The 25253-nt window shown below is 65.8% G+C and carries 23 protein-coding genes and 1 pseudogene; 9 read left to right on the plus strand and 15 right to left on the minus strand.

Annotated elements, in window-relative coordinates:
• Positions 1-62: 62 nt before the first annotated feature.
• The 5 genes from ACZYW1_RS03905 to ACZYW1_RS03925 all read right to left on the minus strand — a co-directional run bounded on the left by ACZYW1_RS03905 (position 63) and on the right by ACZYW1_RS03925 (position 4766).
• Positions 63-812, minus strand: a complete 750-nt coding sequence (locus ACZYW1_RS03905) for a TetR/AcrR family transcriptional regulator (protein WP_463783431.1) — start codon at positions 810-812, stop codon at positions 63-65.
• A gap of 117 nt (positions 813-929) precedes the next feature.
• Positions 930-3101, minus strand: a complete 2172-nt coding sequence (nrdE, locus tag ACZYW1_RS03910) for a class 1b ribonucleoside-diphosphate reductase subunit alpha (protein ID WP_463783433.1) — start codon at positions 3099-3101, stop codon at positions 930-932.
• A complete protein-coding gene (nrdI, locus tag ACZYW1_RS03915; RefSeq protein ID WP_463783435.1) occupies positions 3071-3517 on the minus strand; it encodes a class Ib ribonucleoside-diphosphate reductase assembly flavoprotein NrdI in 447 nt (148 codons plus the stop codon). The genes nrdE and nrdI overlap by 31 nt, the downstream gene beginning before the upstream one ends.
• Positions 3518-3551: 34 nt before the next feature.
• Positions 3552-3791 carry a redoxin NrdH gene (locus tag ACZYW1_RS03920; RefSeq protein ID WP_463783436.1) on the minus strand — a complete coding sequence of 80 codons (240 nt, stop codon included), beginning with the start codon at positions 3789-3791 and terminating at the stop codon, positions 3552-3554.
• A gap of 417 nt (positions 3792-4208) precedes the next feature.
• Positions 4209-4766 carry an NAD(P)H-dependent oxidoreductase gene (locus tag ACZYW1_RS03925; protein ID WP_463783438.1) on the minus strand — a complete coding sequence of 186 codons (558 nt, stop codon included), beginning with the start codon at positions 4764-4766 and terminating at the stop codon, positions 4209-4211.
• A gap of 93 nt (positions 4767-4859) precedes the next feature.
• On the opposite strand from ACZYW1_RS03925, the gene ACZYW1_RS03930 reads away from it, so the two are divergent.
• Together ACZYW1_RS03930 and ACZYW1_RS03935 are read left to right on the plus strand one after the other, a co-directional pair.
• The gene (locus tag ACZYW1_RS03930; RefSeq protein ID WP_463783440.1) at positions 4860-5462 is read left to right on the plus strand and encodes a TetR/AcrR family transcriptional regulator; all 603 of its coding nucleotides are present in this window, start codon (positions 4860-4862) and stop codon (positions 5460-5462) included.
• Positions 5459-6493 carry a DNA polymerase IV gene (locus tag ACZYW1_RS03935; RefSeq protein ID WP_463787667.1) on the plus strand — a complete coding sequence of 345 codons (1035 nt, stop codon included), beginning with the start codon at positions 5459-5461 and terminating at the stop codon, positions 6491-6493. Before ACZYW1_RS03930 ends, ACZYW1_RS03935 begins: the two co-directional genes overlap by 4 nt.
• On the opposite strand, the gene ACZYW1_RS03940 is transcribed toward ACZYW1_RS03935, so the two are convergent.
• Positions 6490-7365 carry an SDR family oxidoreductase gene (locus ACZYW1_RS03940; RefSeq protein WP_463783442.1) on the minus strand — a complete coding sequence of 292 codons (876 nt, stop codon included), beginning with the start codon at positions 7363-7365 and terminating at the stop codon, positions 6490-6492. The two genes, ACZYW1_RS03935 and ACZYW1_RS03940, sit on opposite strands and share 4 nt — an antisense overlap.
• Before the next feature lie 78 nt (positions 7366-7443).
• Positions 7444-8103 (minus strand): TetR/AcrR family transcriptional regulator, encoded by a 660-nt coding sequence (locus ACZYW1_RS03945; RefSeq protein ID WP_463783444.1) that lies wholly within the window; start codon positions 8101-8103, stop codon positions 7444-7446.
• A 140-nt stretch (positions 8104-8243) separates the two neighbouring features.
• Here ACZYW1_RS03945 and ACZYW1_RS03950 point away from each other — a divergent pair, with 140 nt between their 5' ends.
• Positions 8244-9722: a cytochrome P450 gene (locus tag ACZYW1_RS03950; RefSeq protein ID WP_463783447.1), complete on the plus strand. Its 1479-nt coding sequence runs from the start codon at positions 8244-8246 to the stop codon at positions 9720-9722.
• On the opposite strand, the gene ACZYW1_RS03955 is transcribed toward ACZYW1_RS03950, so the two are convergent.
• From ACZYW1_RS03955 to ACZYW1_RS03965, 3 genes are all read right to left on the minus strand, one after another.
• Entirely contained in the window at positions 9719-10201 is a 483-nt protein-coding gene (locus ACZYW1_RS03955) for a homocitrate synthase (protein ID WP_463783449.1), read from the minus strand. The genes ACZYW1_RS03950 and ACZYW1_RS03955 overlap by 4 nt on opposite strands.
• Positions 10202-10382: 181 nt before the next feature.
• Positions 10383-11816, minus strand: coding sequence for a FadR/GntR family transcriptional regulator (locus tag ACZYW1_RS03960; protein WP_463783451.1), 1434 nt, complete (start codon positions 11814-11816; stop codon positions 10383-10385).
• Between the two features lie 22 nt (positions 11817-11838).
• A complete protein-coding gene (locus ACZYW1_RS03965) occupies positions 11839-13032 on the minus strand; it encodes a thiolase family protein (RefSeq protein ID WP_463783452.1) in 1194 nt (397 codons plus the stop codon).
• A 60-nt stretch (positions 13033-13092) separates the two neighbouring features.
• Here ACZYW1_RS03965 and ACZYW1_RS03970 point away from each other — a divergent pair, with 60 nt between their 5' ends.
• Positions 13093-13443: a Zn-ribbon domain-containing OB-fold protein gene (locus ACZYW1_RS03970; protein WP_463783454.1), complete on the plus strand. Its 351-nt coding sequence runs from the start codon at positions 13093-13095 to the stop codon at positions 13441-13443.
• 50 nt (positions 13444-13493) lie between these two features.
• Here the strand turns inward: ACZYW1_RS03970 and ACZYW1_RS03975 are convergent, their stop codons facing one another.
• The gene (locus tag ACZYW1_RS03975) at positions 13494-15659 is read right to left on the minus strand and encodes an acyl-CoA dehydrogenase (RefSeq protein WP_463783455.1); all 2166 of its coding nucleotides are present in this window, start codon (positions 15657-15659) and stop codon (positions 13494-13496) included.
• A 108-nt stretch (positions 15660-15767) separates the two neighbouring features.
• Positions 15768-16526, minus strand: a complete 759-nt coding sequence (locus ACZYW1_RS03980) for an SDR family NAD(P)-dependent oxidoreductase (RefSeq protein WP_463783457.1) — start codon at positions 16524-16526, stop codon at positions 15768-15770.
• A gap of 175 nt (positions 16527-16701) precedes the next feature.
• Between ACZYW1_RS03980 and ACZYW1_RS03985 the strand changes: the two genes are divergently transcribed.
• The 3 genes and pseudogenes from ACZYW1_RS03985 to ACZYW1_RS03995 form a co-directional block, all read left to right on the plus strand.
• Positions 16702-18237, plus strand: coding sequence for an ATP-dependent DNA ligase (locus tag ACZYW1_RS03985; RefSeq protein ID WP_463783458.1), 1536 nt, complete (start codon positions 16702-16704; stop codon positions 18235-18237).
• Between the two features lie 45 nt (positions 18238-18282).
• The gene (locus ACZYW1_RS03990) at positions 18283-20550 is read left to right on the plus strand and encodes a carbon starvation CstA family protein (RefSeq protein ID WP_463783460.1); all 2268 of its coding nucleotides are present in this window, start codon (positions 18283-18285) and stop codon (positions 20548-20550) included.
• 637 nt (positions 20551-21187) lie between these two features.
• Positions 21188-21739 (plus strand): annotated as a pseudogene (locus tag ACZYW1_RS03995) (phosphatase PAP2 family protein); the annotation flags it as partial.
• Between the two features lie 114 nt (positions 21740-21853).
• On the opposite strand, the gene ACZYW1_RS04000 reads toward ACZYW1_RS03995, so the two are convergent.
• Entirely contained in the window at positions 21854-22786 is a 933-nt protein-coding gene (locus tag ACZYW1_RS04000; RefSeq protein ID WP_463783462.1) for a D-2-hydroxyacid dehydrogenase family protein, read from the minus strand.
• Positions 22787-22885: 99 nt separating this feature from the next.
• On the opposite strand from ACZYW1_RS04000, the gene ACZYW1_RS04005 reads away from it, so the two are divergent.
• Positions 22886-23059 carry a CsbD family protein gene (locus ACZYW1_RS04005; RefSeq protein WP_463783465.1) on the plus strand — a complete coding sequence of 58 codons (174 nt, stop codon included), beginning with the start codon at positions 22886-22888 and terminating at the stop codon, positions 23057-23059.
• A gap of 61 nt (positions 23060-23120) precedes the next feature.
• Here the strand turns inward: ACZYW1_RS04005 and ACZYW1_RS04010 are convergent, their stop codons facing one another.
• On the minus strand, positions 23121-23588 hold the full coding sequence (locus ACZYW1_RS04010) for a VOC family protein (protein WP_463783467.1): 468 nt from the start codon (positions 23586-23588) through the stop codon (positions 23121-23123).
• Positions 23589-23662: 74 nt separating this feature from the next.
• Here ACZYW1_RS04010 and ACZYW1_RS04015 point away from each other — a divergent pair, with 74 nt between their 5' ends.
• The gene (locus ACZYW1_RS04015; RefSeq protein WP_463783469.1) at positions 23663-24439 is read left to right on the plus strand and encodes an enoyl-CoA hydratase/isomerase family protein; all 777 of its coding nucleotides are present in this window, start codon (positions 23663-23665) and stop codon (positions 24437-24439) included.
• Positions 24440-24443: 4 nt separating this feature from the next.
• Here ACZYW1_RS04015 and ACZYW1_RS04020 read toward each other — a convergent pair whose 3' ends face one another.
• Entirely contained in the window at positions 24444-25184 is a 741-nt protein-coding gene (locus ACZYW1_RS04020; RefSeq protein WP_463783470.1) for an SDR family NAD(P)-dependent oxidoreductase, read from the minus strand.
• Positions 25185-25253: the final 69 nt, after the last annotated feature.

Below are 25253 nucleotides of genomic sequence, written 5' to 3' on the forward strand. Positions count from 1 at the left end.
CCCGCCACTCCATTCCTGGGCGCGCTCGACATCGCCGTCAGCGCCCTTCGTACGCGTCGATGCTAACTGGCAGCGGAATTGCGCGGCATCGCGTCGTGGATCGGCCGATCCGGGTCGAGCTTGATGCCGATCATCTCCGCGGTGCCGCTGATCACGCCGAGCGTGATGGTGGCCAGGTGCTCGACGAATTGCGGGTGGGGCATCCGTCGCGGACTGTCTACGTCGGACCCGAGCCACCAGTCGGTGGCGGCCGCTGCGCAACCGTAGGCGGCGAATGCTGCGAGTTCGAAGGCCGCGGGATCGAGTTCCATCTCGCGCAACTCGTTGTTGAACATCTCCGCCATCGCCAGCGTGATTTCGCGGCCTTCGTTCAGTGTCCGCGCCGCCGACTCCGCCTGTTCGGGGAAGCGGCCCTGGATGAAGAAGCGCATCACGTTGGGATGCTCGTCAACCATGCTGACGTGCTCTTCGGCGGTACGCCGGATGATCTCGCGGACCGAGTCGTTGGCGAAGTCGATCGACGGAAAGACCGCAGCCCACAACATGTCGCGCAGCCGTTCACCGATCGCCTGGAACAGGTCGGACTTGTCGGTGAAGTGTCGGTAGATCTTGGGTTTCGCGGTGCCGGCCTCTTCGGCGATCTCACGCACGCTCAGGTCGGGGCCGAGTCGATCGATGGCACGAAATGCTGCCTCGACGATCTCGGCGCGCACCTTCTTGCGGTGCTCTTTCCACCGCTCGCTGCGCGCGTCGACCTTCACCGCAGGCTTGGGCCCGGGGTGCGGCAGCGGGGGCCGGGGAATTCTGACCACGTCAAGCACCATACCTCGGCGCCGCACCTGACCTGGCATTCCTCGGGAGGTCGAGGGTGAATCTGGCGACAGGACACGCCGTGATCCTGTCGCCGGATTCACATTCGGGGCCGAGTGTCACAGCATGCAGGAGACGCAGCCCTCGACCTCGGTGCCTTCCAGCGCCATCTGCCGCAGTCGGATGTAGTACAGCGTCTTGATGCCCTTGCGCCAGGCATAGATCTGCGCCTTGTTGACGTCGCGGGTGGTCGCGGTGTCCTTGAAGAACAAGGTCAGCGAAAGCCCTTGGTCCACATGCTGCGTGGCCGCGGCGTAGGTGTCGATGATCTTCTCGTAGCCGATTTCGTAGGCATCCTGGTAGTACTCCAGGTTGTCGTTGGTCAGGTACGGCGCCGGGTAGTAGGCCCGACCGATCTTGCCTTCTTTCCGGATCTCGATCTTGGACGCAACCGGATGGATCGACGACGTCGAGTGGTTGATGTAAGAGATCGAGCCGGTCGGCGGGACCGCCTGCAGGTTCTGGTTGTAGATGCCGTGCGCCTGCACCGACTCCTTCAGCCGCTTCCAGTCGTCCTGGTTCGGGATGCGGATGCCGGCGTCGGCGAACAACTGACGCACCTTGTCGGTCTCGGGTTCCCACGCCTGCTCGGTGTATTTGTCGAAGAACTCGCCCGACTTGTACTTCGAGCGCTCGAAGCCGCCGAAGGCGTGACCGCGTTCGATCGCAATGCGATTCGATGCTTTCAACGCGTGATACAGCACCGTGTAGAAGTAGATGTTGGTGAAGTCAATGCCTTCTTCAGACCCGTAGAGGATGCGCTCGCGGGCCAGGTAGCCGTGCAGGTTCATCTGCCCCAACCCGATGGCGTGCGAGTCGTTGTTGCCCTGCTCGATCGACGGCACCGACCAGATGTGGGTCTGGTCGCTCACCGCGGTGAGTGCGCGGATCGACACCTCGATGGTCTGGGCGAAGTCAGGCGAGTCCATCGTCTTGGCGATGTTCAGCGAACCGAGGTTGCACGAAATGTCTTTGCCCACTTTGGCATACGACAAATCGTCGTTGAACAGCGACGGCGTGGACACCTGCAGGATCTCCGAGCACAGGTTCGAGTGGGTGATCTTGCCCTCGATCGGGTTGGCCCGGTTCACCGTGTCCTCGTACATGATGTACGGGTAGCCCGACTCGAACTGCAGCTCGGCCAGCGTCTGGAAGAACTCGCGCGCTTTGATCTTGGTCTTGCGGATCCGCGCGTCGTCGACCATTTCGTAGTACTTCTCGGTGACCGAGATGTCGGCGAACGGCACGCCGTAGACGCGCTCGACGTCGTACGGGGAGAACAGGTACATGTCCTCGTTGTTCTTGGCCAACTCGAAGGTGATGTCCGGGATCACCACGCCCAGGCTCAGCGTCTTGATCCGGATCTTCTCGTCGGCGTTCTCCCGCTTGGTGTCCAGGAAGCGGTAGATGTCGGGGTGGTGAGCCTGCAGGTACACCGCGCCGGCACCTTGGCGCGCGCCCAACTGGTTGGCATAGGAGAACGAGTCCTCGAGCAGCTTCATGATCGGGATGACGCCCGAAGACTGGTTTTCGATGTTCTTGATCGGCGCCCCGTGCTCGCGAATGTTGCTGAGCAGCAACGCGACTCCCCCGCCGCGCTTGGACAGCTGCAGCGCGGAGTTGATCGAGCGTCCGATCGACTCCATGTTGTCCTCGATGCGAAGCAGGAAGCAGCTCACCGGCTCGCCACGTTGCTTCTTGCCCGAGTTCAGGAAGGTCGGTGTCGCCGGCTGGAACCGGCCGTCGATGATCTCGTCGACCAATTTCTCGGCCAGCCCGGTGTCGCCGGCCGCCAAGGTCAGCGCCACCATCACGACGCGGTCCTCGAAGCGCTCCAGGTACCGCTTGCCGTCGAACGTCTTCAGCGTGTACGAGGTGTAGTACTTGAAGGCACCGAGGAACGTCGGGAACCGAAACTTCTTGGCGTAGGCGCGATCCAGCAGCGTCTTGACGAAGTTGCGACTGTACTCGTCGAGCACCTCGCGCTCGTAGTAGTTCTCCTTGATCAGGTAGTCGAGCTTCTCGTCCTGATTGTGGAAGAAGACCGTGTTCTGGTTGACGTGCTGCAGGAAGTACTGATGCGCGGCTTCGTGGTCCTTCTCGAACTGAATCTTGCCGTCTGCGTCATACAGATTGAGCATCGCGTTCAACGCGTGGTAGTCGGTTTCCGCTGGGCCCCCGGGGGCGTGCGTGCCGGTGGTTACAGGCTCTGCAGCGACGGTTGTTGGCACGTCTGTTCCTTCCAAAAATCAGCGAGGCCGGCGCGGACCGCATCCACGTCGTCGGGGGTACCCATGAGTTCGAAGCGATAGAGATAAGGGACGCCACATTTGCGGGACACCACGTCGCCCGCATAGGCGAATTCGGTACCGAAGTTGTTGTTGCCCGCGGCGATGACGCCGCGGATCAACGATCGGTTGTCTTCGTTGTTCAAGAAGGCGATGACCTGTTTGGGGACGTAACCGCCGTCGTTGATGTTCGGAGTCGGGCGGCCGCCCCCGTAGGTGGGCAGCACCAGCACGTAAGGCTGGTCGACCTCGATACGGCCGTGCAGCGGGATCCGCGTGGCCGGGATGCCCAGCTTCTGCACGAATCGATGTGTGTTCTCCGAGACGCTGGAGAAATACACCAGGCTGGAGGACGGCACGGCGATCCCCTCCCTGTCTTGCTACGCCGGCCGGTCAGGCGCTCATTGCGGCTGCGCCGAGCGCCTTGATCCGGTCCGGACGGAAGCCCGACCAGTGCTCGTTGCCGGCCACCACGACCGGGGCCTGCAGGTAACCGAGAGCCATCACGTAGTCGCGGGCCTCCGAGTCCAAGGTGATGTCGACGATCTCGTAGGCGACGCCCTGCTTGTCCAACGCCTTGTAGGTGGCGTTGCACTGCACGCAGGCCGGCTTGGTGTAAACGGTGATGCTCATGCGGTACAACCCCTCTGTCGGCGGTAGAACAAGATGTGACTGGCAACTACTCAGGTACTGCATTTCAGCGATCCGCCACGCCGCAGAATTCCCGTCTCGCCGGGACGCTCCAACCGGCTCTCGATGCCGGCTGGTGCGTCCCGACCGACTAGGTGACCCTGGGGTCTGTCGGTGTCGGGAACACTACACCTAGTGGTCGCCCATGGGTGCAGATACAAGATGTTCTGAAACACATTCATGAAATTCCCTGGTCGTAAGGCATGACGCGGGTGCGCCTTCGGCGTGTCGCAGGTCACAAAACGACCTCGCGGCGGTATAGGAACAGACTTACCATCCGGCACCGACAAGCCCCACCGATCGTCGCAACACAGCAAAGCGCCCCGGCGGTGGAAGTACCGCCGGGGCGCTCGCCGAAAATTAGCTGACTTGGGCTGCCAGCTTGCCCACCGCGTCGCGGACGTTTGCCGCGACTTCGGCGTGCTCGCGCGGGTGCTGTCCGTTCAGCGACTTGAACGGCAGCGAGAGCTTGATGTCTTCGATCACCCCGGCGCCGGCGATCCCGAACGACTTGCGGGTGTCGTCGTGTGCCCATACCCCGCCGTACTGACCGAACGATCCGCCGATCACCGCGAGCGGTTTGCCTTTGAGAGCGCCGTCGCCGAAAGGACGGGACAACCAGTCGATGGCGTTCTTGATGACCGCCGGGTAACTGCCGTTGTATTCCGGGGTCACCACCAGGGTTGCGTCGGCGTCAGCCGCAGCGGCGCGCAGCGCGGCCACCGGTGCCAGGACCGGCGCATCGGGGTTCATGACGTCGTCGATCTCTTCGTTGTAGAACGGCAGATCACCGAGCCCCTCGAAGATCGTGACCGTGACACCGTCCTCGGCGACCTCAGCGGCCAGCTCAGCGATCTGACGGTTGACCGACTCGGCCCGCAAGCTTCCTATCAGCGCCAACACTGTGGTGTCCGGCATGATCTGGGTTCCCTTCTGTCGATGTCCTACATCCTTGCACCGATCTAACCGGACTATAGTCCGGTTTGTTCCGGTGAGGCTACAGTAAATTCTGTGAGCTCCGCCGACCAGGTACGTGACCTGCCTGTCTCCGTGCCCCAGGAGCGCGGCGACGCTGCGCGCAACCGGGCACTCCTGCTGGACGCTGCCCGGCGACTGATCGCCCAGCGGGGAGCCGACGCCGTCACCATGGACGACATCGCCGGTGCCGCCGGAGTCGGCAAAGGGACCGTCTTCCGCCGCTTCGGCAGCCGGGCCGGTCTGATGATGGTGCTTCTCGACGAAGATGAGCAGGCCAGCCAGCAGGCTTTCATGTTCGGCCCGCCTCCGCTGGGCCCGGGTGCGCCGCCGCTGGACCGGCTGCTGGCGTTCGGGCACGCCCGGTTGCGCTTCGCGCACACCCATCGCGAGCTATTGGTGGCAGCCAACCGCGATCCGCAGTCCCGTTTCGCCGCACCGATGATGGTGTTGCACACCCATGTTCGGATGCTGCTGGCCACGGCCGGCACCACGGGCGACCTGGACGCCCAGACCGCTGCCCTGTTGATGTTGCTGGAGGCCGACTACGTCGAGCACCAACTCACCGAACGCGACCGGTCTCTGCAGGCACTGGGTGAGGCGTGGGAAAGCTTGGCGCGCAAGCTCTGTGGGCGATGACGCCGCGATGGATTCTGCACGTCGACCTCGACCAGTTCCTGGCGTCGGTCGAATTGGGTCGCCACCCCGAACTGGTGGGGCTGCCCGTCATCGTCGGGGGCAGCGGCGACCCGACCGAAGCCCGCAAGGTGGTCACCTGCGCGTCGTATGAGGCTCGCGAATTCGGCGTACACGCGGGGATGCCGCTGCGCGCAGCGGCCCGACGATGTCCCGAAGCCACGTTTCTGCCTTCGGATCCCGAGGCCTACGACGCCGCCTCCGAACAGGTGATGGCGCTGCTGCGCGACCTCGGCCACCCGGTCGAAGTCTGGGGCTGGGACGAGGCGTACGTCGGCGCCGATGTCGACCTTCCCGACGAACTCGCCGAACAGATCCGCACCGTGATCTCCGAGGCCACCGGACTGTCGTGTTCGGTCGGCATCAGCGACAACAAGCAGCGCGCCAAGGTCGCGACCGGATTCGCCAAACCGGCGGGCATCTACACGCTCACCGAGTCGAACTGGATGACGGTGATGGGCGACCGGCCTGTTGACGCCTTGTGGGGCATCGGGCCGAAGACTGCGAAAAAGCTTGCCGGCCTTGATATCACCACGGTGTGGCAGTTGGCGCACACCGACGCCGAGTTACTCACGTCGACGTTCGGCCCGCGCACCGGGCTGTGGTTGCTGCTGCTGGCCAATGGCGGCGGCGACGACACTGTCAGCTCAGAGCCCTGGGTTCCCCGTTCGCGCAGCCACGTCGTCACCTTCCCCCGCGACCTCACCGAGCGCAGCGAAATGGACTCCGCTATAACCGAATTGGCCCGACGAGCACTGCTCGAGGTGATCGCCGAGTCGCGAATCGTCACCCGGGTTGCGGTGACGGTACGCACCAACACGTTTTACACCAGAACGAAGATCCGCAAACTCGACGAGCCGACAACCGATGCCGGAGTCATCGTCCCGGCGGCGTTGCGGGTGCTGGATCTGTTCGAGCTGGATCGCCCGATCCGACTGCTGGGTGTGCGGCTGGAATTGCGGATGCCGGGCTAGTTCGGCAAGGTCCGCGGCACCACCGGCGCAGGCTTGAGCGCCTTGGTGAAGACCAGGTTGACCTGACGCATCGCGACGCTATAGGGCCACCAAGCAACACGTTTGAACGCATACAGGGCACGGATGTCCACCGAGGTGTAGATCAGGAATCGATTCCTGGTGACACCCGCAAGGATCTTGTCGGCAGCCTTCTCCGGTGACACGGCATGACCGCTGAAGCGATCGACCCAGCGGCTCACCTCGGGATCGTCGCGGTCGACGCCGGCGATCTCGACGGTGCCGACCAGCGGGGTCCGCACCGCACCGGGAACCACCACCGACACCCCGATGCGATAGCGGGCCAGGTCGAATCGCAGTACTTCCGACAGCCCGCGCAACCCGAACTTGCTGGCGCTGTAGGCGGCATGCCACGGCAGACCCATCAGACCCGCCGCCGAGGACACGTTGACCAGATGTCCACCCTTGCGCGCCGCTACCATTGGGGGAACGAAGTTTTCGATGACGTGGATCGGCCCCATCAAGTTGATCGAGATCATCTTTTCCCACTGCTCGTGGGTCAACCGGTCGACGGTCCCCCAGGCCGAGACGCCCGCGATGTTCATCACGACATCCATGCTCGGGTGATTGGCGTGGATCGCCTCGGCGAAAGCGGCGACCTCGTCGTGATTGGCGATGTCCAGCGCACGGTGCTCGGGAACGCGAGCGCCGAGCGCGCGAACCTCATTCACCGTCTCCGCGAGACCCTCGGCGTTGCGATCGGTCAGGAACAGCTCGGCGCCCTGACTCGCGAGCCGCAGCGCCGTCGCGCGGCCGATGCCGCTGGCCGCGCCGGTGATCAAGCACCGCTTACCCGCGAACGTCTTCTTCGACATGGGCAGTGACGATACCGGCCCGCGGCTTGGCTCTTCGTCGGCCGCTCTCCGGGCACACCGGCGCCGGGCGCAGTGGCGCTAGGCCCGCGGCGTACCGCCCCAGAGCGCGTTGAGCCATAACGCCTCGAGCACCCGCACGCCACGCTGGACGTCCCCGTTGTCGCCTAGATAGGCGGAGTCGCCGGACAGCATCTGGGCGGTGGTCACCGACAGGGTGCGCACCAGCGTCGAGATGTCGTCGGTGATCGGGTGGGCGGTGCCGGCCCGCAGCTCGTCTTTGACGATGCCGATGATCTGCTGGACCACCCCTTCGACCTGTTGGTCGAGTAGGTCGCGGATCTCGGCGTCGGTGTTACGAGCGGCGTTGCACGCCGACATCACCGGGTCGTTGTGGGCGTAGACCGACGCCGCGCTCCCGACCATCCGCCCGGCGAATGCCGCCGGCGTCTCGTCAGCCCCGCGCGGTGCGAAGTACTCGGTCAGCTCTTCGAGTTCGTGGGTGGCGTCGGCCAGGATCTGGGCCAGCACGGCGTATTTGGAGTCGAAGTAAAAGTAGAAGCCCGACCGAGCCACACCTGCACGATCACTGATCGTGCTCACCGAGAGTTGGGCGAACGGCTTCTCCTCCAGCAATTCGCGCACCGCCTGCACGATCGCATGCCGCTGTCGATCACCGCGTCGCCGGGGAATGGGCGCGGCCGGAGCCTGCTCATCGGGCCGGTCGACCCCCTGCTCCATGCGCACCCTACGACCTTGCACTACGCCCCACCCAAAAGGAAACTTGACAGCCGTCAAGTTTCCTCAGAGGATGACAACCTAGTGACGTCTGCCACACCATGCGATCGACCCTTGGCCGCACGCCCACGAATGGAGTGTCAATGGTGACCATCAGCAATACCGAGTACCTGATCGATCAGGCCAAGCGCCGGTTCACCCCCACGGTGAACACCATCCCCGGCATGGGCCTGCTCGAGAAGCGGTTGTTGAACGTCGACTGGAAGCAGCTCGAGTTGGCCGCACCGCCACCCGGCAGCGATCTCAAGCCGGTGATGGGCGACCGCGGACTGCCGGTGCTGGGCCACATCATCGAGATGTTCCGCGGCGGACCGAACTTCCCGCTGCACCTCTACAAGACCCGAGGACCGGTGTTCTACGCCGAATCAGCGGCGCTGCCGTCGGTCGTCGCGATCGGGCCGGACGCCACCCAGGCGATCTTCTCCAACCGCAACAAGGACTTCTCACAGAAGGGCTGGCATCCGGTGATCGGGCCGTTCTTCAACCGCGGCCTGATGATGCTCGACTTCGACGAGCACATGTACCACCGGCGGATCATGCAGGAGGCGTTCACCCGCAGCCGGTTGACCGGCTATGTCGACCACATCGACAGCGTCGCCACGTCGGTGGTGGCCGGTTTCCCGACCGACGACGCCCGCTTTCTGTTCCATCCGGCGATGAAGGAGCTCACGCTCGACATCGCCTCGGTGGTGTTCATGGGCCACGAACCCGGCACCGATCACGACCTCGTCACCAAGGTGAACCAGGCTTTTACCACCACCACCCGGGCCGGTGGCGCGATCATCCGGACCAGCGTCCCGCCGTTCAAGTGGTGGCGCGGTAAGCAGGCCCGCAAGGTGCTCGAGGACTACTTCGTCGAGCGGGTCAAGGAGCAGCGCCGCAACGCTGACGGCACTGACATGCTCTCGGTGTTGTGTCACACCGAGGACGAGGACGGCAACAGCTTCACCGACGAGGACATCGTCAACCACATGATCTTCCTGATGATGGCCGCCCACGACACCTCGACGTCGACGACCACCACGATGGCCTACAACCTGGCCGCCAACCCGGACTGGCAAGAACGTTGTCGCGACGAGTCGGACCGGCTCGGCGACGGCCCGCTGGACATCGAGGCGCTCGAGAAGCTGGAGACCCTCGACCTGGTGATGGACGAGTCGTTGCGTCTCGTCACCCCGCTGCCGTTCAATATGCGCCAGACCGTGCGCGACACCGACCTACTGGGTCACTACCTGCCGGCAGGCACCAATGTGGTGACGTGGCCCGGCACCAACCACTGGCTGCCTGAGCTGTGGACCGACCCGCTGAAGTTCGACCCCGAGCGGTTTCTCGAGCCACGCTCCGAGCACAAGCAACACCGCTACGCGTTCGCTCCGTTCGGTGGGGGCGCCCACAAGTGCATCGGGATGGTCTTCGGCCGCCTCGAGGTCAAGACGATCCTGCACCGGCTGCTGCGCCGCTATCGCCTCGAGCTCGCCCGCCCCGGCTACCAACCCAAGTGGGACTACGGCGGCATGCCGATCCCGATGGACGGCATGCCGATCGTGCTGCGCCGCCTCTAGCGCTTCCCCGCGTACAGCCGATTTGCGCAGGCGATGACCGCGGCGAGGGCGGACTGGGTCGGATCCTGCGCCCATCCCATCGCCCATTCGGCCCGGCACCCGTCGGTTCCCTGGATGAAGGTCGCGATCGCGTCGTCGGACCGCAGTTGGTGAAAGCGCAGCATCTCGACCGCGACACCGTGCTCGTGCAGCATCGCGGTCAGAGCGGCAACGGGACCGTTGGCGGTGGCAGTGGCGGTCTCGATGCGGTCGTCGAGCGCCAGCGTCGCCTGAAAGGTCTGCGGCCCCAACCTGGTGGCGGGCCGATCAGTGTCCGCGCAGCACCAGCGTCCCAGTCGCAGCGGTCCGGAGCTGGGCGCATAGGTGGCGGTGAAAGTGCTCCACGACATCATGTCGGCGTCTTCGCGGAGTCCCCGCGGAAGCGCAACGCCGTCGAACAGGAGTGTCGGCGATTCGGATGAGGCGAAGGTGATTGTCATGTGCCGGTCTTCTCTGACTCTGTTGGAGTGACCGACGGGCAGTAGCTTCCGACCCACAGCGGGGGGTCGGTCTGGGATCAGACCCCGCTGCGGGTGCTAGCTACTACGAGAAGGTGTTGCACGATCGCCGAGGTTAGACGCTGACCGGCAGACCGTGCAACCCGTTTTACCGTCGCCGAGGTCACAGCCACCAGGACGCGGAGGCGTCGAGGTGGCGCCGGATGCGGTGACGGGCCAGGCTTTCGTCGCCTCGGCCGATCGCCTCGATGATGCGCAGGTGCGCGTGCCTCACGTCGACGAGATCGGCATGACTCGGGACGGGCTGGTCGGTGCTGGCCCAATACCGCCGGAAGACCTCGACCAGGATCCGCAGGAACAGATCCAGCACGGCGTTGCCGGCCAGCTTGGCCAGCCCGGCGTGAAACAGGAACTCCTCGACTCCGGCCTTGCGTGGGTCGTCGCCGGCCTCCTCGATCATTGATCGCTGGCTGTCCAGAAACGCACGGACCTCCGGCGCCTCATGGCGTGCGACCACCTTGGCGACGTTGTCGATCTCGATGGCATCGCGGATCAGCGTCAGGTCCTCGCGGCGCGGCGCGCGGTACTGCAGATACAGCGCGATGGTGTCGATGCTGGCCTGCGCCTGAGGTTCGGCCACGACCAGCCCACCGCCAGGTCCCCGCCGGGTGGTGGCGACCGCGTGATACTCCAAGAGCCGCACCGCTTCTCGCAGCACAGCGCGGCTGACCTGATAGCGCTCCAGCAGCGCGACCTCACTACCGAAGACCTCCCCGACCGGCCAGCCGCTGCTGGCGATGTCGTCGCGGATGGCCGCGGCCAGCACCTCGGCGAGCTTGCCCTGCGGCGCATCTCGGTCGCCGTGGCGCTGTTGAGGTGCCCGGGGTTGGTGATGGTTCTGGAGCCACTTGGTCGTCGACTGCGCGTGTTGCTCACTCAGCGTCATCGCGCGGGCGGCGTCGCCGGCGGTGACTGCGGCCACGATCGCCGCGTGGTCGCGGCGCCGGTGCTCGAGTGCCTCGAGCACATCGCTGGCGGAGTCCAGTCGCGAATCCGCGGCGTATCGGACCGTCAGCCGCATCAGGATGTCGATGAACAGTTGCAACACAGGGTTTTTCGCCTGCTCGGCCAGCGCCGCGTGAAACTCGTCGCTGGGCGCCGCGGGATCCGGCTGCCCGTCCTGTTCGGCCCGAAGGACCGCGCGTAGTCGGCCGATGCCGGTTTCGTCGATCTGCTGCGCCGCCCTTGACGCGGCCAGAGGTTCCAGCAGCAGCCGGGCATCGAGCAGGTCGCCGACCGTGATGCCCAGGTATTCCAGGTAAATGATGATCGCGTGGGTGGCCGGGGCGGCGTCCGGCTCGCAGATCAGCAGGCCGCCGTGCGGGCCGCGCCGCATCCGCGCCACCTGGTGGTGTTCGACGAGCCGAACGGCTTCGCGCAGCACCGATCGGCTCACCTGGTAGCGCTCCTGCAACACCTGCTCCGACCCGAGCGACAGCCCGATCGGCCAGCCCCGCCGGATGATGTCGGCCTCGATGCGGCGGGCGATTCGCGACGCTCGCTTGTCAGACTGACGCGTTAGTGACTCCGGGCTCAATTGTGCTCTTGCGCATAACGATTCAGCATGACAGCAGCATGCATCCGGCGATCGGGCCGCCGCCTACCGCGGCGACGGCAACCTCCGGACGCTTCTGCACCTGCCGCTCCCCCGCCTCCCCACGCAGCTGCAGGCAGGCTTCGTGCAGCAGGTAGTAGCCATGCATGCGTCCCGCCGACAGTTGACCGCCGTAGGTGTTCAGCGGTAGCGCGCCGTTCAGCGCAATGCGTTCGGCGCCCTCGACGAACGGGCCGGCCTCGCCGTCACCGCAGATGCCCAGAGCTTCCAGCCAGGCAAAGGTGAGGAAGGTGAAGCCGTCATAGAGCTCAGCGAGGTTCAGGTCGGCCGGCGTCAGATCGGTCCGCGACCACATCTGCGCCGCCGCATCGACGGAGGCCATCTTCGGATAGTCCGGGCGGTGGAACCAGCCACCTGCGCCGTTACTGCCGCCGACCGCTTCCACTTTGACGGCGCGGTGCGGGCAGTCCTTGGCGTAGTCGGCGGATGACACCACGACAGCGATCGACCCGTCGATGGGGACGTCGCAGTCCAGCAGCCCGAACGGCGCGGACACCATCCGCGCCCCCAGGTAGTCGTCCATGGTCATCGGGTCGCTGTACACCGCACGAGGATTCAGCGCCGCGTTGCGTCGGCTGTTGATCGCCAGCCAGCCCAGCTGTTCCTTGGTGGTTCCGTACAACTCCATGTGCCGGCGACAGTGCAGTCCCAGCCAGTTCGCCGCGGAATAGGCCTGGGCCGCAACGAGATCGCCGACGTCATCCATCGGGCCGACGATCGGCGGCTGCTCACCTTCGGGTGTGTCGAACATCCGTGCCAGCGGTGGCGGTTCGGCGTTCTCGTCCTGCTTGACCGGGACTGTGCCGCCCAGCATCTGGATCGTTCGGTAGATGAGGACGTGCCGGGCATGGCCCTCGGAGACCGCTCGGCATGCGGAGATCACCGGGTTCAGCAGCCCGCCGGTGCTGAAGCCCGACCCGCAGTCGGCGGCCTCGATGCCGAGCTCGGCGTTGACCTCGGCGGCGGGAGTGTCACCCAGAGTGGCGATTCCGTCGATGTCGCCGGGACTCAGGCCGGCGTCCTCGATGGCGGTGCGGACCGACTCCATCGTCAACTCCAGCCCGGGAATGCCGGTGCGGCGGCCGATTCGGGAGATACCGATACCGGAAATGATCGCGTCTTTTTCGAAGTAGCTCATATGCGCCGTCCGCTAGACCAACTCGCTGCTCACCAACCAAGGAGAATTGAGTGTACTGTATTGCCCGTGTCCACCGAGACGACGTCTCCGCTGCTGATCGAGCACTGCGAGAACTGTGCGCGCTGGATCCATCCCGCGGCCGGCACCTGCCGCGACTGCGGCGGCGCACTACAAGCCAAGCCGGTGTCCGGGCACGGCAGCGTGTTCACCTACACGGTCAACTATCACGCGTTCAACCCGGAGATCGCTACGCCGTATGTCATCGCGCTGGTCGAACTCGCCGAGCAGGACGGACTGAGGGTTGCCGCGAATATCGTTGACTGCGAGCCCGATTCAGTAATGTGCGGGATGCGCGTCGAGGCGCTGCCGGAGCCCGGCCCCGGCGGCGCGCCACAGTTCGCCCCCGCCTGAGCCTTACTGCCGAGCGTAACGCGGCGCTTGCGCGCGGCCCTCCGACCGGCCTAGTTGATCAGCGGGTCGCGAGGCATCCCCAGGATCCGCTCGGCGATCTGGTTGCGGGTGACCTCGGAGGTGCCGCCGGCGATTGCCATGGCCCGGGCGCTCATCACCAGGCGCCCGGCCAGCGCGCCGGCACCGTCATGCAGCGCAGTTTCGGGACCGGCCAGCGCGGCGGTGATCGCACCACCTTCGACCATGTGGTCGGCCAGTTTCAGCTTGGTGACGTTTCCTTCCGGACCCGGTCCCGCTCCTTCCACGCTGCGCGCGACCCGGCGCAGATTGAGCAGCCGCAGGGCGTTCTCCTCGGCCAGATACACGCCGACGCGGGTTCGCCCGCCCACCAACCGATCTGGGTGTTCGTTGACCTGCTGCACGAGCTGAGTGGCCAAACCTGCGTAGAAAGATCCGCTGCCACCGATGCTGACCCGCTCGTTGCCCAGCGTGGCGCGGGCCACCGTCCATCCGGTGTTGGGCTCCCCGACCACGTCCTCGTCGGGCACGAAGAGGTCGTTGAAAAACACCTCGTTGAAGTCAGAGCCGCCGGTGATCTGGCGCAGCGGCCGGACCTCCACCTCGGGGGCGTTCATGTCCACGATCACCGTGGTGATGCCGGCGTGCTTGGGCACGTCGGGGTCGGTGCGGACGGTCGCGAGACCGCGGGCGCAGTAGTGTGCGCCACTGGTCCACACCTTCTGTCCGTTGATCTTCCAGCCGCCGTCCACCCGAGTGGCTTTGGTTCTGATCGATGCCGCATCGGACCCCGCCTCGGGCTCCGAGAACAGCTGGCACCAGACCTCTTCCTTGCGCAGCGCCTTCTCGACGAACCGCTCTATCTGCCAAGGAGTTCCGTGCTGGACCAGCGTGAGGATCACCCACGCGGTGATGCCGTAGTCAGTGCGCTTGAGGCCGGCGGCGCGAAACTCTTCTTCGATGACCAACTGCGCCACCGCATCCGCCGCCAGTCCCCACGGCTTGGGCCAGTGCGGCATCACGTAGCCGGTCTCGATCAGCTTGTCCCGCTGAGCCTGCTTGTCCAGCGCGGCCAGCTCGGCGACGTCCGCATTGATCTTGGTGCGCATCTCCTCGGCCTCGGGTGGCAGGTCCAGGCTGTTCTCCCGGGTGACACCGGCGGCGGTGCGCTCGAACACGTCGTCGGCGGGCGCGTCACCACCGAACAGCGCCGTCGTCACCAGCGCGCGCCGCAGGTGCAGATGCGCGTCGTGCTCCCAGGTGAACCCGATACCACCGTGAACTTGGATGTTCAGCTCTGCGTTGCGCGCATACGCCGGAAATGCCAGCGCCGCAGCCGAAGCCGCAGCCAACCGGAACTGCTCTTCGTCCTCGGACGCGGCGCGCGAGGCATCCCATACCGAGGCAATGCCCGACTCCGACGCGACCAGCATGTTGGCGCAGTGATGCTTGATCGCTTGGAACGTCGCGATGGTGCGGCCGAACTGCTGACGCACCTTGGCGTACTCGACCGCGGAATCCACACAGTCAGCGGCACCGCCGACAGCCTCGGCGGCCAGCAGGGTTCGGGCACGTGCCAACGCCGACTCGCGGGCCCCGGGCAGGATGTCGTCGTCGCTGATGCTGACCTTATCCAGCCGGACACGTCCGGAACGTCGGGTCGGGTCCAGGTTTTCCGGAACCTCGACCGAGACGCCGGATCGGTCGCGCTCGACCACCAGCACGTCGTCGCCGACCGCGATCAGCAACAGGTCGCCGAGGCCGGCCCCCAGCACGATGCCGGCGTCGCCGTCAGCGACGCCGTTGCTCACGCTGACCTGGCCGCTCAGGCCGATGCCCGCGGTCACGGTTCCGTCGATCAGACCCGGCAGCAGTTTCGACTTCTGTTCCGCAGAGCCATCTTTGGCGATTACCGCTGACGCGATGACGGTGGGCACGAATGGCCCCGGTGCCACCGCGCGACCGAGTTCGTCGATGACGACCACCAGTTCAGGAAGCCCGTAGCCCGAGCCACCGTGCTCTTCGTCGATGTGCAGACCCAGCCAGCCGAGTTCGACGATGCCCTGCCAGAACGGCGGCCGGGCCTCCTCGGGCGCATCGAGCAATGAACGCGCCGCGGCGCGGGCCTTCTGCGAGGTGAGAAACCCGCGGGTCACCTCGGCGAGTTCGCGATGGTCGTCGGTCAGTGCGATACCCATTGCAGGGCCTTCCTCTAAGACGCCGTTGGCCGTTGCGAATGAGTGTACTTAAATCTGGCCGCCTCCCAACCGGGTGGTCGGTCGGTCGAGGTCGGTCGGCCGCGAGATCTACTTGGGCGCGAACCGCTGCCCAGCGTCCAGACGCAGGCACTGTCCGTTCAGCATCGGGTTGTCCACGATCGCGGCGACCAACTTGGCGTACTCCTCCGGTCGGCCCAGCCGCTTCGGGAACGCCGCGTCCTTGGTCAGCGCAGTCGCGAACTCGTCGGGGATGCCCTTGGTGAGCCCGGTAGCGAACAGGCTCGGCGCGATGGCCAGCACCCGGATGCCCAGCGACCCGAGGTCGCGTGCCATGGTCAGGCACATGCCGGCGATGCCGGCTTTGGCTGCGGTGTACGCGACCTGGCCGATCTGGCCTTCGAACGCCGCGATCGAGGCGGTGTTGATGATGACGCCGCGCTCCTCGTCCTCCGGCTCGTTCTGACTCATGAGGTGTGCGGCCAACCGGCTGATGTTGAACGTGGCGATCAGGTTGAGATCGATGGTCTGCTGGAAGGACTCGAGGTCGTGCGGACCGGTTTTGGAGATGGTCCGCTTGCCGATGCCACCACCGGCGGTGGTCACCGCGACGTGCAGGCCTCCGAGCTTCTCGGCGGCGGCGTTCAGGCTCTGCTCGGTGGCGGCGTAGTCGGTGACGTCGACGGGGTAGAAGTCGCCGCCGATCCCGGCCGCCACCTCTTTGCCGTCGGATCCCTCGCGGTCGAAAATCGCGACGTCGGCGCCGCGGGCATGCAGCAACTCGGCGCTCGCGCGGCCCATGCCCGAGGCACCGCCGATCACGATGACCTTCTTACCGTTGATCTCCATCCAAACCTCCTTGTTTGTCCGGGCAGCGCCCGCGCGTTCGACGGCCCGGCTCGGGCGTGTCCTACGGCCTGGCTCCTTCTCATCGCGCTACGCGCTCTGCATTGTCGCCGGACGTTGCCCTGCACGTTATCGCGGCGCGGCGTGACGTTGTCGGTCAGGCGTGTAAAGGTGGGTTGTGCTGCTGATCGACGTCGCGACCACCTCTGTCGACGTAGGCGGCTCGTCGTCGCGTCGGGCCAAGATCGCGCGGATCGCCGAGTTGCTGGGTCAGGCCCGGGCGGATCCCACGCTGGTCACGATCGTGGTGAGCTGGCTCTCCGGTGAGCTGCCCCAGCGTCAGATCGGAATCGGCTGGGCGGCCCTGCGTTCGATTCCGCCCGCCGCCGCAGAGCCCGCACTGACCGTCCACGGCGTAGACGCCACACTGTCGACGATCGGCGCGGTATCCGGCAAGGGCTCGCAGTCCCGTCGCGCTGCGTTGGTCGCCGAATTATTCTCGGCAGCAACCGAAGTCGAGCAGACGTTTCTGCGACGACTGCTGACCGGAGAACTGCGACAGGGCGCTTTGATCGGCGTGATGGCCGATGCGGTCGCCGCGGCCGCCGAGATTCCCGCCGCAGCGGTACGCCGCGCGGCGATGCTCGGCGGCGCCCTGCCCGCGGTTGCCGCGGCCGGGCTCAGCGGTGGAACGGCGGCGCTGGACACATTCACCCTCCAGTTGGGTCGGCCGGTCGGCCCGATGTTGGCTCAGACCGCGTCCGGCGTCGCCGAGGCGCTGGACAAGCTCGGCGGTGAAGGCGTTTTCGAGGCGAAGCTGGACGGCGCCCGCGTACAGATCCATCGCGCCGGCGACCAGGTCACGGTGTACACCCGCAGCCTCGACGACGTCACGGCACGACTGCCCGAGGTCGTCGAAGCGACACTGGCGCTGCCGGTGCGCGACCTGATCGCCGACGGCGAGGCGATCGCGTTGCGCCCGGACGGCCGACCGCAACCCTTCCAGGTGACGGCGTCGCGCTTCGGCCGCTCTGTCGACGTCGCGGCCGCCCGCGCCGCGCAGCCGCTCTCGCTGTTCTTCTTCGACATCCTGCATCGCGATGGCGTCGACCTGCTCGACGCGCCCGCCGGCGAGCGAATCGCGGCACTCGACGAGATTGCGCCACAACAGCACCGGGTTGATCGTCTGGTCACATCGGATCCCGCTGCCGCAGAAGCCTTCCTGCAGGCGACGCTGGCTGCCGGACACGAAGGCGTGATGGCCAAGTCGCTGAGCGCCGCCTACGAGGCGGGCCGCCGCGGGGCCGGCTGGCTCAAGATCAAGCCGGTCCACACCCTGGATCTGGTGGTCCTGGCGGTGGAGTGGGGTTCGGGACGCCGGCAGGGCAAGTTGTCCAACATTCATCTCGGCGCCCGCGACCCGGCCAACGGCGGCTACGTGATGCTGGGCAAGACGTTCAAAGGCATGACCGATGCGATGCTGGAATGGCAGACCGCCCGGTTCAGCGAACTGGCCGTCGGCGGTACCGAGGGTTACGTGGTTCGGCTGCGGCCGGAGCAGGTGGTCGAGATCGCGTTCGACGGCCTACAGGCATCGTCGCGCTACCCCGGTGGGTTGGCTTTGAGGTTCGCCCGCGTGCTGCGTTACCGCGACGACAAGGGGCCCGGTGAAGCCGACACCATCGACACGGTGCGTGGCATGTACGCGGGTTAAGCTGCCAGCGGCCCAATTCGGTGCGTCGTCACGACAGGAGTCGCAGTGGTAGCACCACCGCAGCCCACGCCCGACACCGACAACGAACATCTGAGCTACGTCCACACCGACGCCGACCTACCGCCGGTCGCCGTCATCGATCGCTCGCCGATCGGTGGCCGTCACAAGATCCTCTTCGGGCTGATCGCCGTCCTCGGCGCGGTGGCATGGACCATGATCGCGTTCGTTCGCGGCGAAACCGTCAATGCGGTGTGGTTCGTGGTCGCGGCGATCTGTACCTACGTGCTTGGATACCGGTTCTACGCCCGGCTGATCGAGGCAAAAATCGTCCACCCGCGCGACGACCATGCCACTCCTGCAGAGGTTTTCGACGACGGCGCCGACTACGTTCCGACCGACCGGCGGGTGTTGTTCGGTCATCATTTCGCCGCGATCGCCGGGGCCGGTCCCCTCGTCGGCCCGGTGCTGGCCACCCAGATGGGCTACCTGCCGAGCAGCATCTGGATCATCCTCGGCGCGGTGTTCGCCGGTGCTGTGCAGGACTACCTGGTGCTGTGGATCTCGACCCGGCGGCGCGGCCGCTCACTCGGTCAGATGGCACGCGACGAGCTGGGGATGCTCGGCGGTGCCGCCGCGTTGGTCGGGACGTTCCTCATCATGGTGATCATCATCGCGGTGCTGGCGCTGGTGGTGGTCCGCGGGTTGGCCGAAAGCCCGTGGGGCGTGTTCTCCATTGCGATGACCATTCCGATCGCTGTCTTCATGGGCCTTTACTTGCGCTTCTTGCGCCCCGGCCGGGTCGGCGAGGTTTCTCTGATCGGCTTCGTGCTGCTGATGATCGCCGTGGCGTCCGGACACTTCGTCGGCGAATCACGATGGGGCGCTGCGTGGTTGAATCTGTCGCCGGTGACGGTGTCATGGCTGATCGTCGGCTACGGCTTCGTCGCGTCGGTGCTACCGGTGTGGTTGCTGCTCGCTCCGCGCGACTATTTGTCCACCTTCATGAAGGTCGGGGCCGTCGCGATGCTGGCGATCGGGATCTGTGTCGCTCGGCCGGTGATGCACGCCGCGGCGGTCTCCGACTTCGCCAGACACGGTGGCGGGCCGGTGTTCTCCGGGTCGCTGTTCCCCTTTCTCTTCATCACCATCGCGTGCGGTGCGCTGTCGGGATTTCATGCGCTGATCTCCTCGGGCACCACACCGAAGCTGCTGGAAAAGGAAAGCCAGATGCGGCTGATCGGCTACGGCGGCATGCTGACCGAGTCGTTCGTCGCCGTGATGGCCCTGATCAGCGCATCGATTCTCGATCAACACCTGTACTTCGCTCTCAACGCACCGTCAGCACGCACCGGCGGTAGCGCGGCCACCGCCGCCGACTACGTCAATCGCCTCGGCCTGCCCGGGCCGCCGACAACCGCAGCCGACCTCACCGCCGCCGCAACGAGCGTCGGCGAGAAGTCGATCGTGTCGCGCACCGGCGGCGCACCGACCTTGGCGGTTGGGATGTCGGAAGTGCTGCAACGAATTTCGGGTGGATCGAGCCTGAAATCCTTCTGGTATCACTTCGCGATCATGTTCGAGGCGCTGTTCATCTTGACCGCCGTCGACGCCGGTACCCGGGTGGCACGCTTCATGCTCTCCGACGGGCTGGGCAACCTCGGCGGCCCGCTGTACAAGCTGCGTAACCCGAGCTGGCGCCCGGGCGTCTGGATCTGCAGCCTGGTCGTGGCCGCCTCATGGGGAAGCATCCTGCTGATGGGTGTCACCGACCCGCTGGGCGGGATCAACACTCTTTTTCCACTTTTCGGTATCGCCAACCAACTGTTGGCCGCGATCGCACTGACCGTCGTCACCGTGATCGTCGTCAAGAAGGGATATGTCGCGTGGGCGTGGATTCCGGGCGCGCCATTGCTGTGGGACCTGGCCGTCACTCTGACCGCGTCGTGGCAGAAGATCTTCTCCGCCGATCCGAACGTCGGCTACTGGACGCAGCATTCTCAGTACGCCGCCGCCGAGGCCGCGGGTGAATCGTCGTTCGGATCGGCCAAGAACGCCGGGCAACTGGCCGACGTCGTCCGAAATACCTTCATCCAGGGCACGCTGTCCATCGTCTTCGCCGTCATCGTCCTCGTGGTCCTGCTTGCCGCGATCATCGTGATAGTCAAGACAATTCGCGGCGGTGGGCTGCCGCTATCTGAAGACGACCCGGTGCCCTCGAAAACGTTTGCGCCGTCCGGGATCATCGCCACGCCCGCTGAACGCACAGTGCAACGCCAGTGGCGTGTGCTGGCTTTGATGCATCTCGACCACTGACGCTCCCGTCCCGGGCGGCTAATTCACAGCTGCTGCCTAGACACCCGCTAGAATCCTCACAGCCTGCGGCAAAAGCTTTCAGCCGCTGCGTCTTTGGCGGATCGATCGGCCAAAACAGCGATCACGACGACAATGAACGGATGGGAAACAGCCGGAAACGGATAGGGTTGGGCTGGTGTCAGTAACCACCGATCGACGAGTCCGGCTGTTCAAGCGTGACGGCCAGCCCGATGAGTCTGTCGGCCAACTCAGCCCTCTCCCGACGCAGGCCGCGCGGAGGCACACTGACCCGGCAGACCGAGACCGTCGGCTCACCTGGGTGCGTCGTATTGCCGTCGTCACCTGGGCCGTGGTGGTGATCTACCGAAGCGTGACCGATGGGTTGGCATTCGACCGGCAACTGCTGCTGCTCTACATCGCCACCGGGCTGATCGCCGCGAGCATCGGTCGCGGGCACAAGATGTTTGCGGTCGTTCGCGATTGGCTGCCGTTCGCGCTCGTGCTGGCGCTCTACGACCTCAGTCGCGGCGCGGCCGACATGCTCGGCGCGCGGACCCTGTGGCAGTTCCAGCCGAACGCCGACCGGTGGTTGTTCTTCGGCACGGTCCCGACGGTGTGGCTGCAGGAGCACATCAAAATGGCCCAGCCGCCGTGGTGGGAAGTGCTCATCAGCAGCATCTACATGTCGTTTTTCGTACTTCCATATGCGGTCGCCGGTGTGCTCTGGCTACGCAACCGAACCGAGTGGGCGGCCTTCGTCCGCCAGTTCGTCGCGCTGTCCTTCGCCGCCCTCGTCATCTACGTGGTGGTGCCGGCCGCGCCGCCGTGGGCGGCGGCGAGCTGTACCCCCGCCGATGTCACCAACGGCCCGTCGAATCCGCCGTGCATGCTCCGCGGCCCCGCGGGCGTGCCCGACGGCGGGCTGTTGGGTGCGATGCAGACGAGTCGGCCGGGCGCGCACCAGTTCGTGGAACGGATCTCTACCCGCGGCTGGGGCACGCTGCATCTCGATTCGGCCGGCGCGCTGCTCGACTCCGGCCAGGCCAGCGTCAACCTGGTTGCGGCAATTCCCTCATTGCACGCCGCGGTGACGGCGATGATCTCGCTGTTCCTCTGGCGACGGGTCAGGCGTGGTTGGCGACCGCTGCTGGTGGCGTATCCGTTGGCGATGGCCTTCGTGCTGGTGTATTCCGCCGAACACTTCGTTGTCGACATCCTGCTGGGCTGGGCACTTGCCGCGGCGGTGTCCGCGGCGATGAGTCTGGCGGAATCGTGGTGGGCGCGGCGTCGCGCGTCGAAGTCATCAGTCGCCGTGGCTCAGCCAGCGGGCGATCTTGGCGGCCGATTCGCCGTAGAACACCCGGTAGACCTGCTCGGCGACGTAGCCGATGTGCGGCGTGGCGACGACGTTGTCCAGCGATCGCAGCGGATGCCCGGCCGGCAACGGCTCGGTGTCGAAGACGTCGAGCCCGGCACCGGCGATCCGCCGCGACCGCAACGCCTCGAGCAGAGCCGACTCGTCGACTATCGGTCCGCGAGAGGTGTTGACTAGCAACGCCGTCGGCTTCATCCAGGCCAGTTCTCCCGCACCGACCAGGCCGCGCGAGCGCTCGCTGAGCACCAGATGAATCGTCAAGACGTCGGCGCGGCTGAACAGTTCCTCCTTGGACACGTAGGCCACTCCGGCTTGCTCGGCGACCTCCGTCGTCAAATTCGCACTCCAGGCGACGACGTCCATCCCGAACGCCTTGCCGACCTGTGCGACTCGGCTGCCGATACGGCCCAACCCCAGCACGCCCAGCGTGGTGCCACCGAGTTGCCGGCCCACAGCGGTCTGCCACCCACCGCCGCGCACCGACTGCGACTCATCGACGATCCGGCGTGCGGTCGCCAGAATCAGGGCCCAGGTGAGCTCGACGGTGGACTCCACGAAGCCGCCGGTGGTGCTGACGTAGATGCCGCGCTCCTCGGCGGCCGCGACGTCGATGGAGGCGTTGAACGGCCCGGTCGAGGCGATCATTTTCAGCCGCGGCAGGCGCTCGATGACCTGGCGTGGCAGCGGCGTGCGCTCTCGCATCACACACACCACGTCGAACGGCCCGAGCCGTTCCACCAGCGCGTCGGGGTCGGCCAGGTGATCGTTGAACACCGTGATCGCGGCGCGTTGCGCCACCTGCGACCAGTCCGCCATCGCCAGCGCGACGTCCTGGTAATCGTCGAGAATCGCGACCTGCATCGTTTCAATTTCGCATACCCCGGTTTGACCCACGGGCGGGCCGGGTATGAACCTGCAACGCAATTTCGCGGTGTCCTGACACGAGGGAGCTGAAACCACATGGGAGCCCACGACAAGGTGAGCAACAAGATCGACGACATCGGCGGCAAGGCCAAGGAAGCCTTCGGCAAGGCCACCGGCGACGACAGCACTGAGGCCGAGGGCAAGCTCGATCAGGCCAAGGCCAGCATCAAGGACGCGGTCGAGAACGTGAAGGACGCGTTCAAGAAGTAGTCCCACAAGCCAGCACAGAGGACGGCCACCGGTGTACCCGACCCCGGTGGTCTTCCGCTTTCTAGGGGTCAGGCCAATGTCGGCCCGACGAGTCTCCGTGGGCCGGTTCGTTCACCGCGAACACGAACGGTGCGAACACCACCTCACGTCCGTCCGGATCGCGGTAGGTGAGCGCGCCCGTCGCCTCCCAGTAGGGATGCGACGCCACCGGTTGCGCCCCCGCCGCGGACAGTCGGGCGATGGCGCGCTGCTGGCCGGCGAAGTCGGGAAAGTACAGGCAGAGTTGTTCGTGAGGATCGACTGCGACGGGTTCGGTGGATTCGACGATCTCGAAAGTCAGGGTCGACCGAGGTAGACCGAAGACCGCCCCGGTGCTGCCGAAGCTGTCGGCGAACGTCGTGCACAGCGGCAGGCCGATCAGATCGCGGTAGAAGCGCACAGTTTCGTCGAAATGCGCTGAGCGACGGGCGAATCGAAGGGCGCCGATGGACGCAAGTTCGTCGGGCCAGGTTGCTGCCGGATGAGTCATGCGAACACGGTAGAACCTCAACCGTGCTTGAGGTCAATACACGGAACTCGAGCTCCACCGTGTTCAATGCCCTTATGAGTCATGAGATTCGTGTCGAGGTGTCCAACGACCACGTCGCGACCGTCGAGTTCGAGCGCGGACCGCGCAACCACTTCGATGCGGCGCTGATCGCCGACCTGGCCGACACCTTCGAGCGCGTCGATGCCGACCCAGGTGTCCGAGCGATCGTGCTGTGCTCCTCCGGCCGGCATTTTTGCGCCGGTGCCGATCTTCCCGGTGCACTCAACGGCGGCGAACCGGCGGTCGGAGCGGCAACCGGGTCGCTGTACGAGGAGGCGGTGCGATTGTTCGAGGCGCGCACCCCGATCGTCGCTGCCGTGCAGGGCGCAGCGGTCGGCGGCGGACTCGGTTTGGCACTGGTCGCCGACTTTCGCGTCGCCGGACCGTCCACCCGCTTCATCGCCAACTTCAGCCGGCTGGGTCTGCACCAGGGTTTCGGCATCACCGTCACGCTGCCGGCGGTCGTCGGGATGCAGCGTGCCCAGGAACTCCTTTACACCGGCCGAGAGGTGCCGGGGGCCGAGGCGGTGAGCATCGGCTTGTGCGACCGGTTGACCGCCGACGCCACCGTGCGGTCGACCGCGCGGGCGTTCGCGTCGGAGATCGCGGCGAGCGGCCCGCTCGCGGTGGCCTCGATCCGTCACTCTTTGCGTGGCGACCTGGCCGACCGGGTTCGCGCCGCGACCGTCCAGGAGCAGACCGAACAAATCCGGCTCGCTGCCACCGCGGATTTCGTCGAGGGTGTATCGGCCACCGCTGAACGACGGCAGCCGCGGTTCACCGGCACGTGAGCGGCTAGCCGGCGCCCTTGCCGTTGTCGACCCGATACACAGCGCCGTGGACCGCGCTCGCGGCGTCGCTGACCAGGAAGGCGATCACGTTCGCCACGTCGAGCGGCTGCATGATGCCGCGCGGCGAAGCGGTACGCATGATGAGGTCGTAGTTGGGATTCTCAGGTGCGGTGAACTGCTCGATCTGCGGCGTCAGCATGCCGCCCGGGCAAACGGCGTTGACCCGCAAGCGATCTGCGGTGTACTCCACCGCCAAGGCGCGGGTGAGCCCGATCAAGCCGTGCTTGGCGGCGCAGTAGCCGGCCGAATACGCCTGGCCCTCGACACCGGCGATGGAGCTCACGTTGACGATGTTGCCGCCGCGGTTCAGCAGATGCGGTAGGGCCGCCCGGCACAGGTGGAACGGGCCGTTGAGGTTGACGGCCAGATCCTGGTCCCAGTCGTCGTCCGTCATCGACTCGGTGCGGCGCATCTGATGACGGCCCGCGATGTTGACCAAGATGTCGAGACCACCACATTGGCGGACACACGTCGCGATCGCGTCTTTGCAGGCCTGCGCGGAGGCGACGTCGACCGCTGCGTGTACACCGTTTTCGACCGCGGTGAAGACTTCGGTCAACCGCGCGCTGTCCCTGCCGATGCCGAAAACCGTTGCGCCCTGGCGTGATAGGAGCTGAGCCGTCTGTGCACCGAGTCCCGACGACGCGCCGGTCACAAACGCGATCTTGCCTTCGAGAGTGGACATGATGTCGGTCACCAGCTCGGAGCGCGGTAGGAAACCATCCGCGCCCAACCACCCCGCATCACTGCCGGG

This window comes from Mycobacterium sp. IDUB_36 (assembly GCF_055419225.1).

Bases quoted from the DNA above. Each gene is read 5' to 3' on its own strand.
- ACZYW1_RS03940 (WP_463783442.1), bottom strand. From the start codon at position 7,365: ATGTCGAAGAAGACGTTCGCGGGTAAGCGGTGCTTGATCACCGGCGCG.
- ACZYW1_RS03955 (WP_463783449.1), bottom strand. From the start codon at position 10,201: ATGACAATCACCTTCGCCTCATCCGAATCGCCGACACTCCTGTTCGAC.
- ACZYW1_RS03975 (WP_463783455.1), bottom strand. From the start codon at position 15,659: ATGGGTATCGCACTGACCGACGACCATCGCGAACTCGCCGAGGTGACC.
- ACZYW1_RS03965 (WP_463783452.1), bottom strand. From the start codon at position 13,032: ATGAGCTACTTCGAAAAAGACGCGATCATTTCCGGTATCGGTATCTCC.
- ACZYW1_RS04020 (WP_463783470.1), bottom strand. From the start codon at position 25,184: ATGTCCACTCTCGAAGGCAAGATCGCGTTTGTGACCGGCGCGTCGTCG.
- ACZYW1_RS04000 (WP_463783462.1), bottom strand. From the start codon at position 22,786: ATGCAGGTCGCGATTCTCGACGATTACCAGGACGTCGCGCTGGCGATG.
- ACZYW1_RS03920 (WP_463783436.1), bottom strand. From the start codon at position 3,791: ATGAGCATCACCGTTTACACCAAGCCGGCCTGCGTGCAGTGCAACGCC.
- ACZYW1_RS03950 (WP_463783447.1), top strand. From the start codon at position 8,244: ATGGTGACCATCAGCAATACCGAGTACCTGATCGATCAGGCCAAGCGC.
- ACZYW1_RS04010 (WP_463783467.1), bottom strand. From the start codon at position 23,588: ATGACTCATCCGGCAGCAACCTGGCCCGACGAACTTGCGTCCATCGGC.
- ACZYW1_RS03945 (WP_463783444.1), bottom strand. From the start codon at position 8,103: ATGGAGCAGGGGGTCGACCGGCCCGATGAGCAGGCTCCGGCCGCGCCC.
- ACZYW1_RS04015 (WP_463783469.1), top strand. From the start codon at position 23,663: ATGAGTCATGAGATTCGTGTCGAGGTGTCCAACGACCACGTCGCGACC.
- ACZYW1_RS03980 (WP_463783457.1), bottom strand. From the start codon at position 16,526: ATGGAGATCAACGGTAAGAAGGTCATCGTGATCGGCGGTGCCTCGGGC.
- ACZYW1_RS03935 (WP_463787667.1), top strand. From the start codon at position 5,459: ATGACGCCGCGATGGATTCTGCACGTCGACCTCGACCAGTTCCTGGCG.
- ACZYW1_RS03925 (WP_463783438.1), bottom strand. From the start codon at position 4,766: ATGCCGGACACCACAGTGTTGGCGCTGATAGGAAGCTTGCGGGCCGAG.
- ACZYW1_RS04005 (WP_463783465.1), top strand. From the start codon at position 22,886: ATGGGAGCCCACGACAAGGTGAGCAACAAGATCGACGACATCGGCGGC.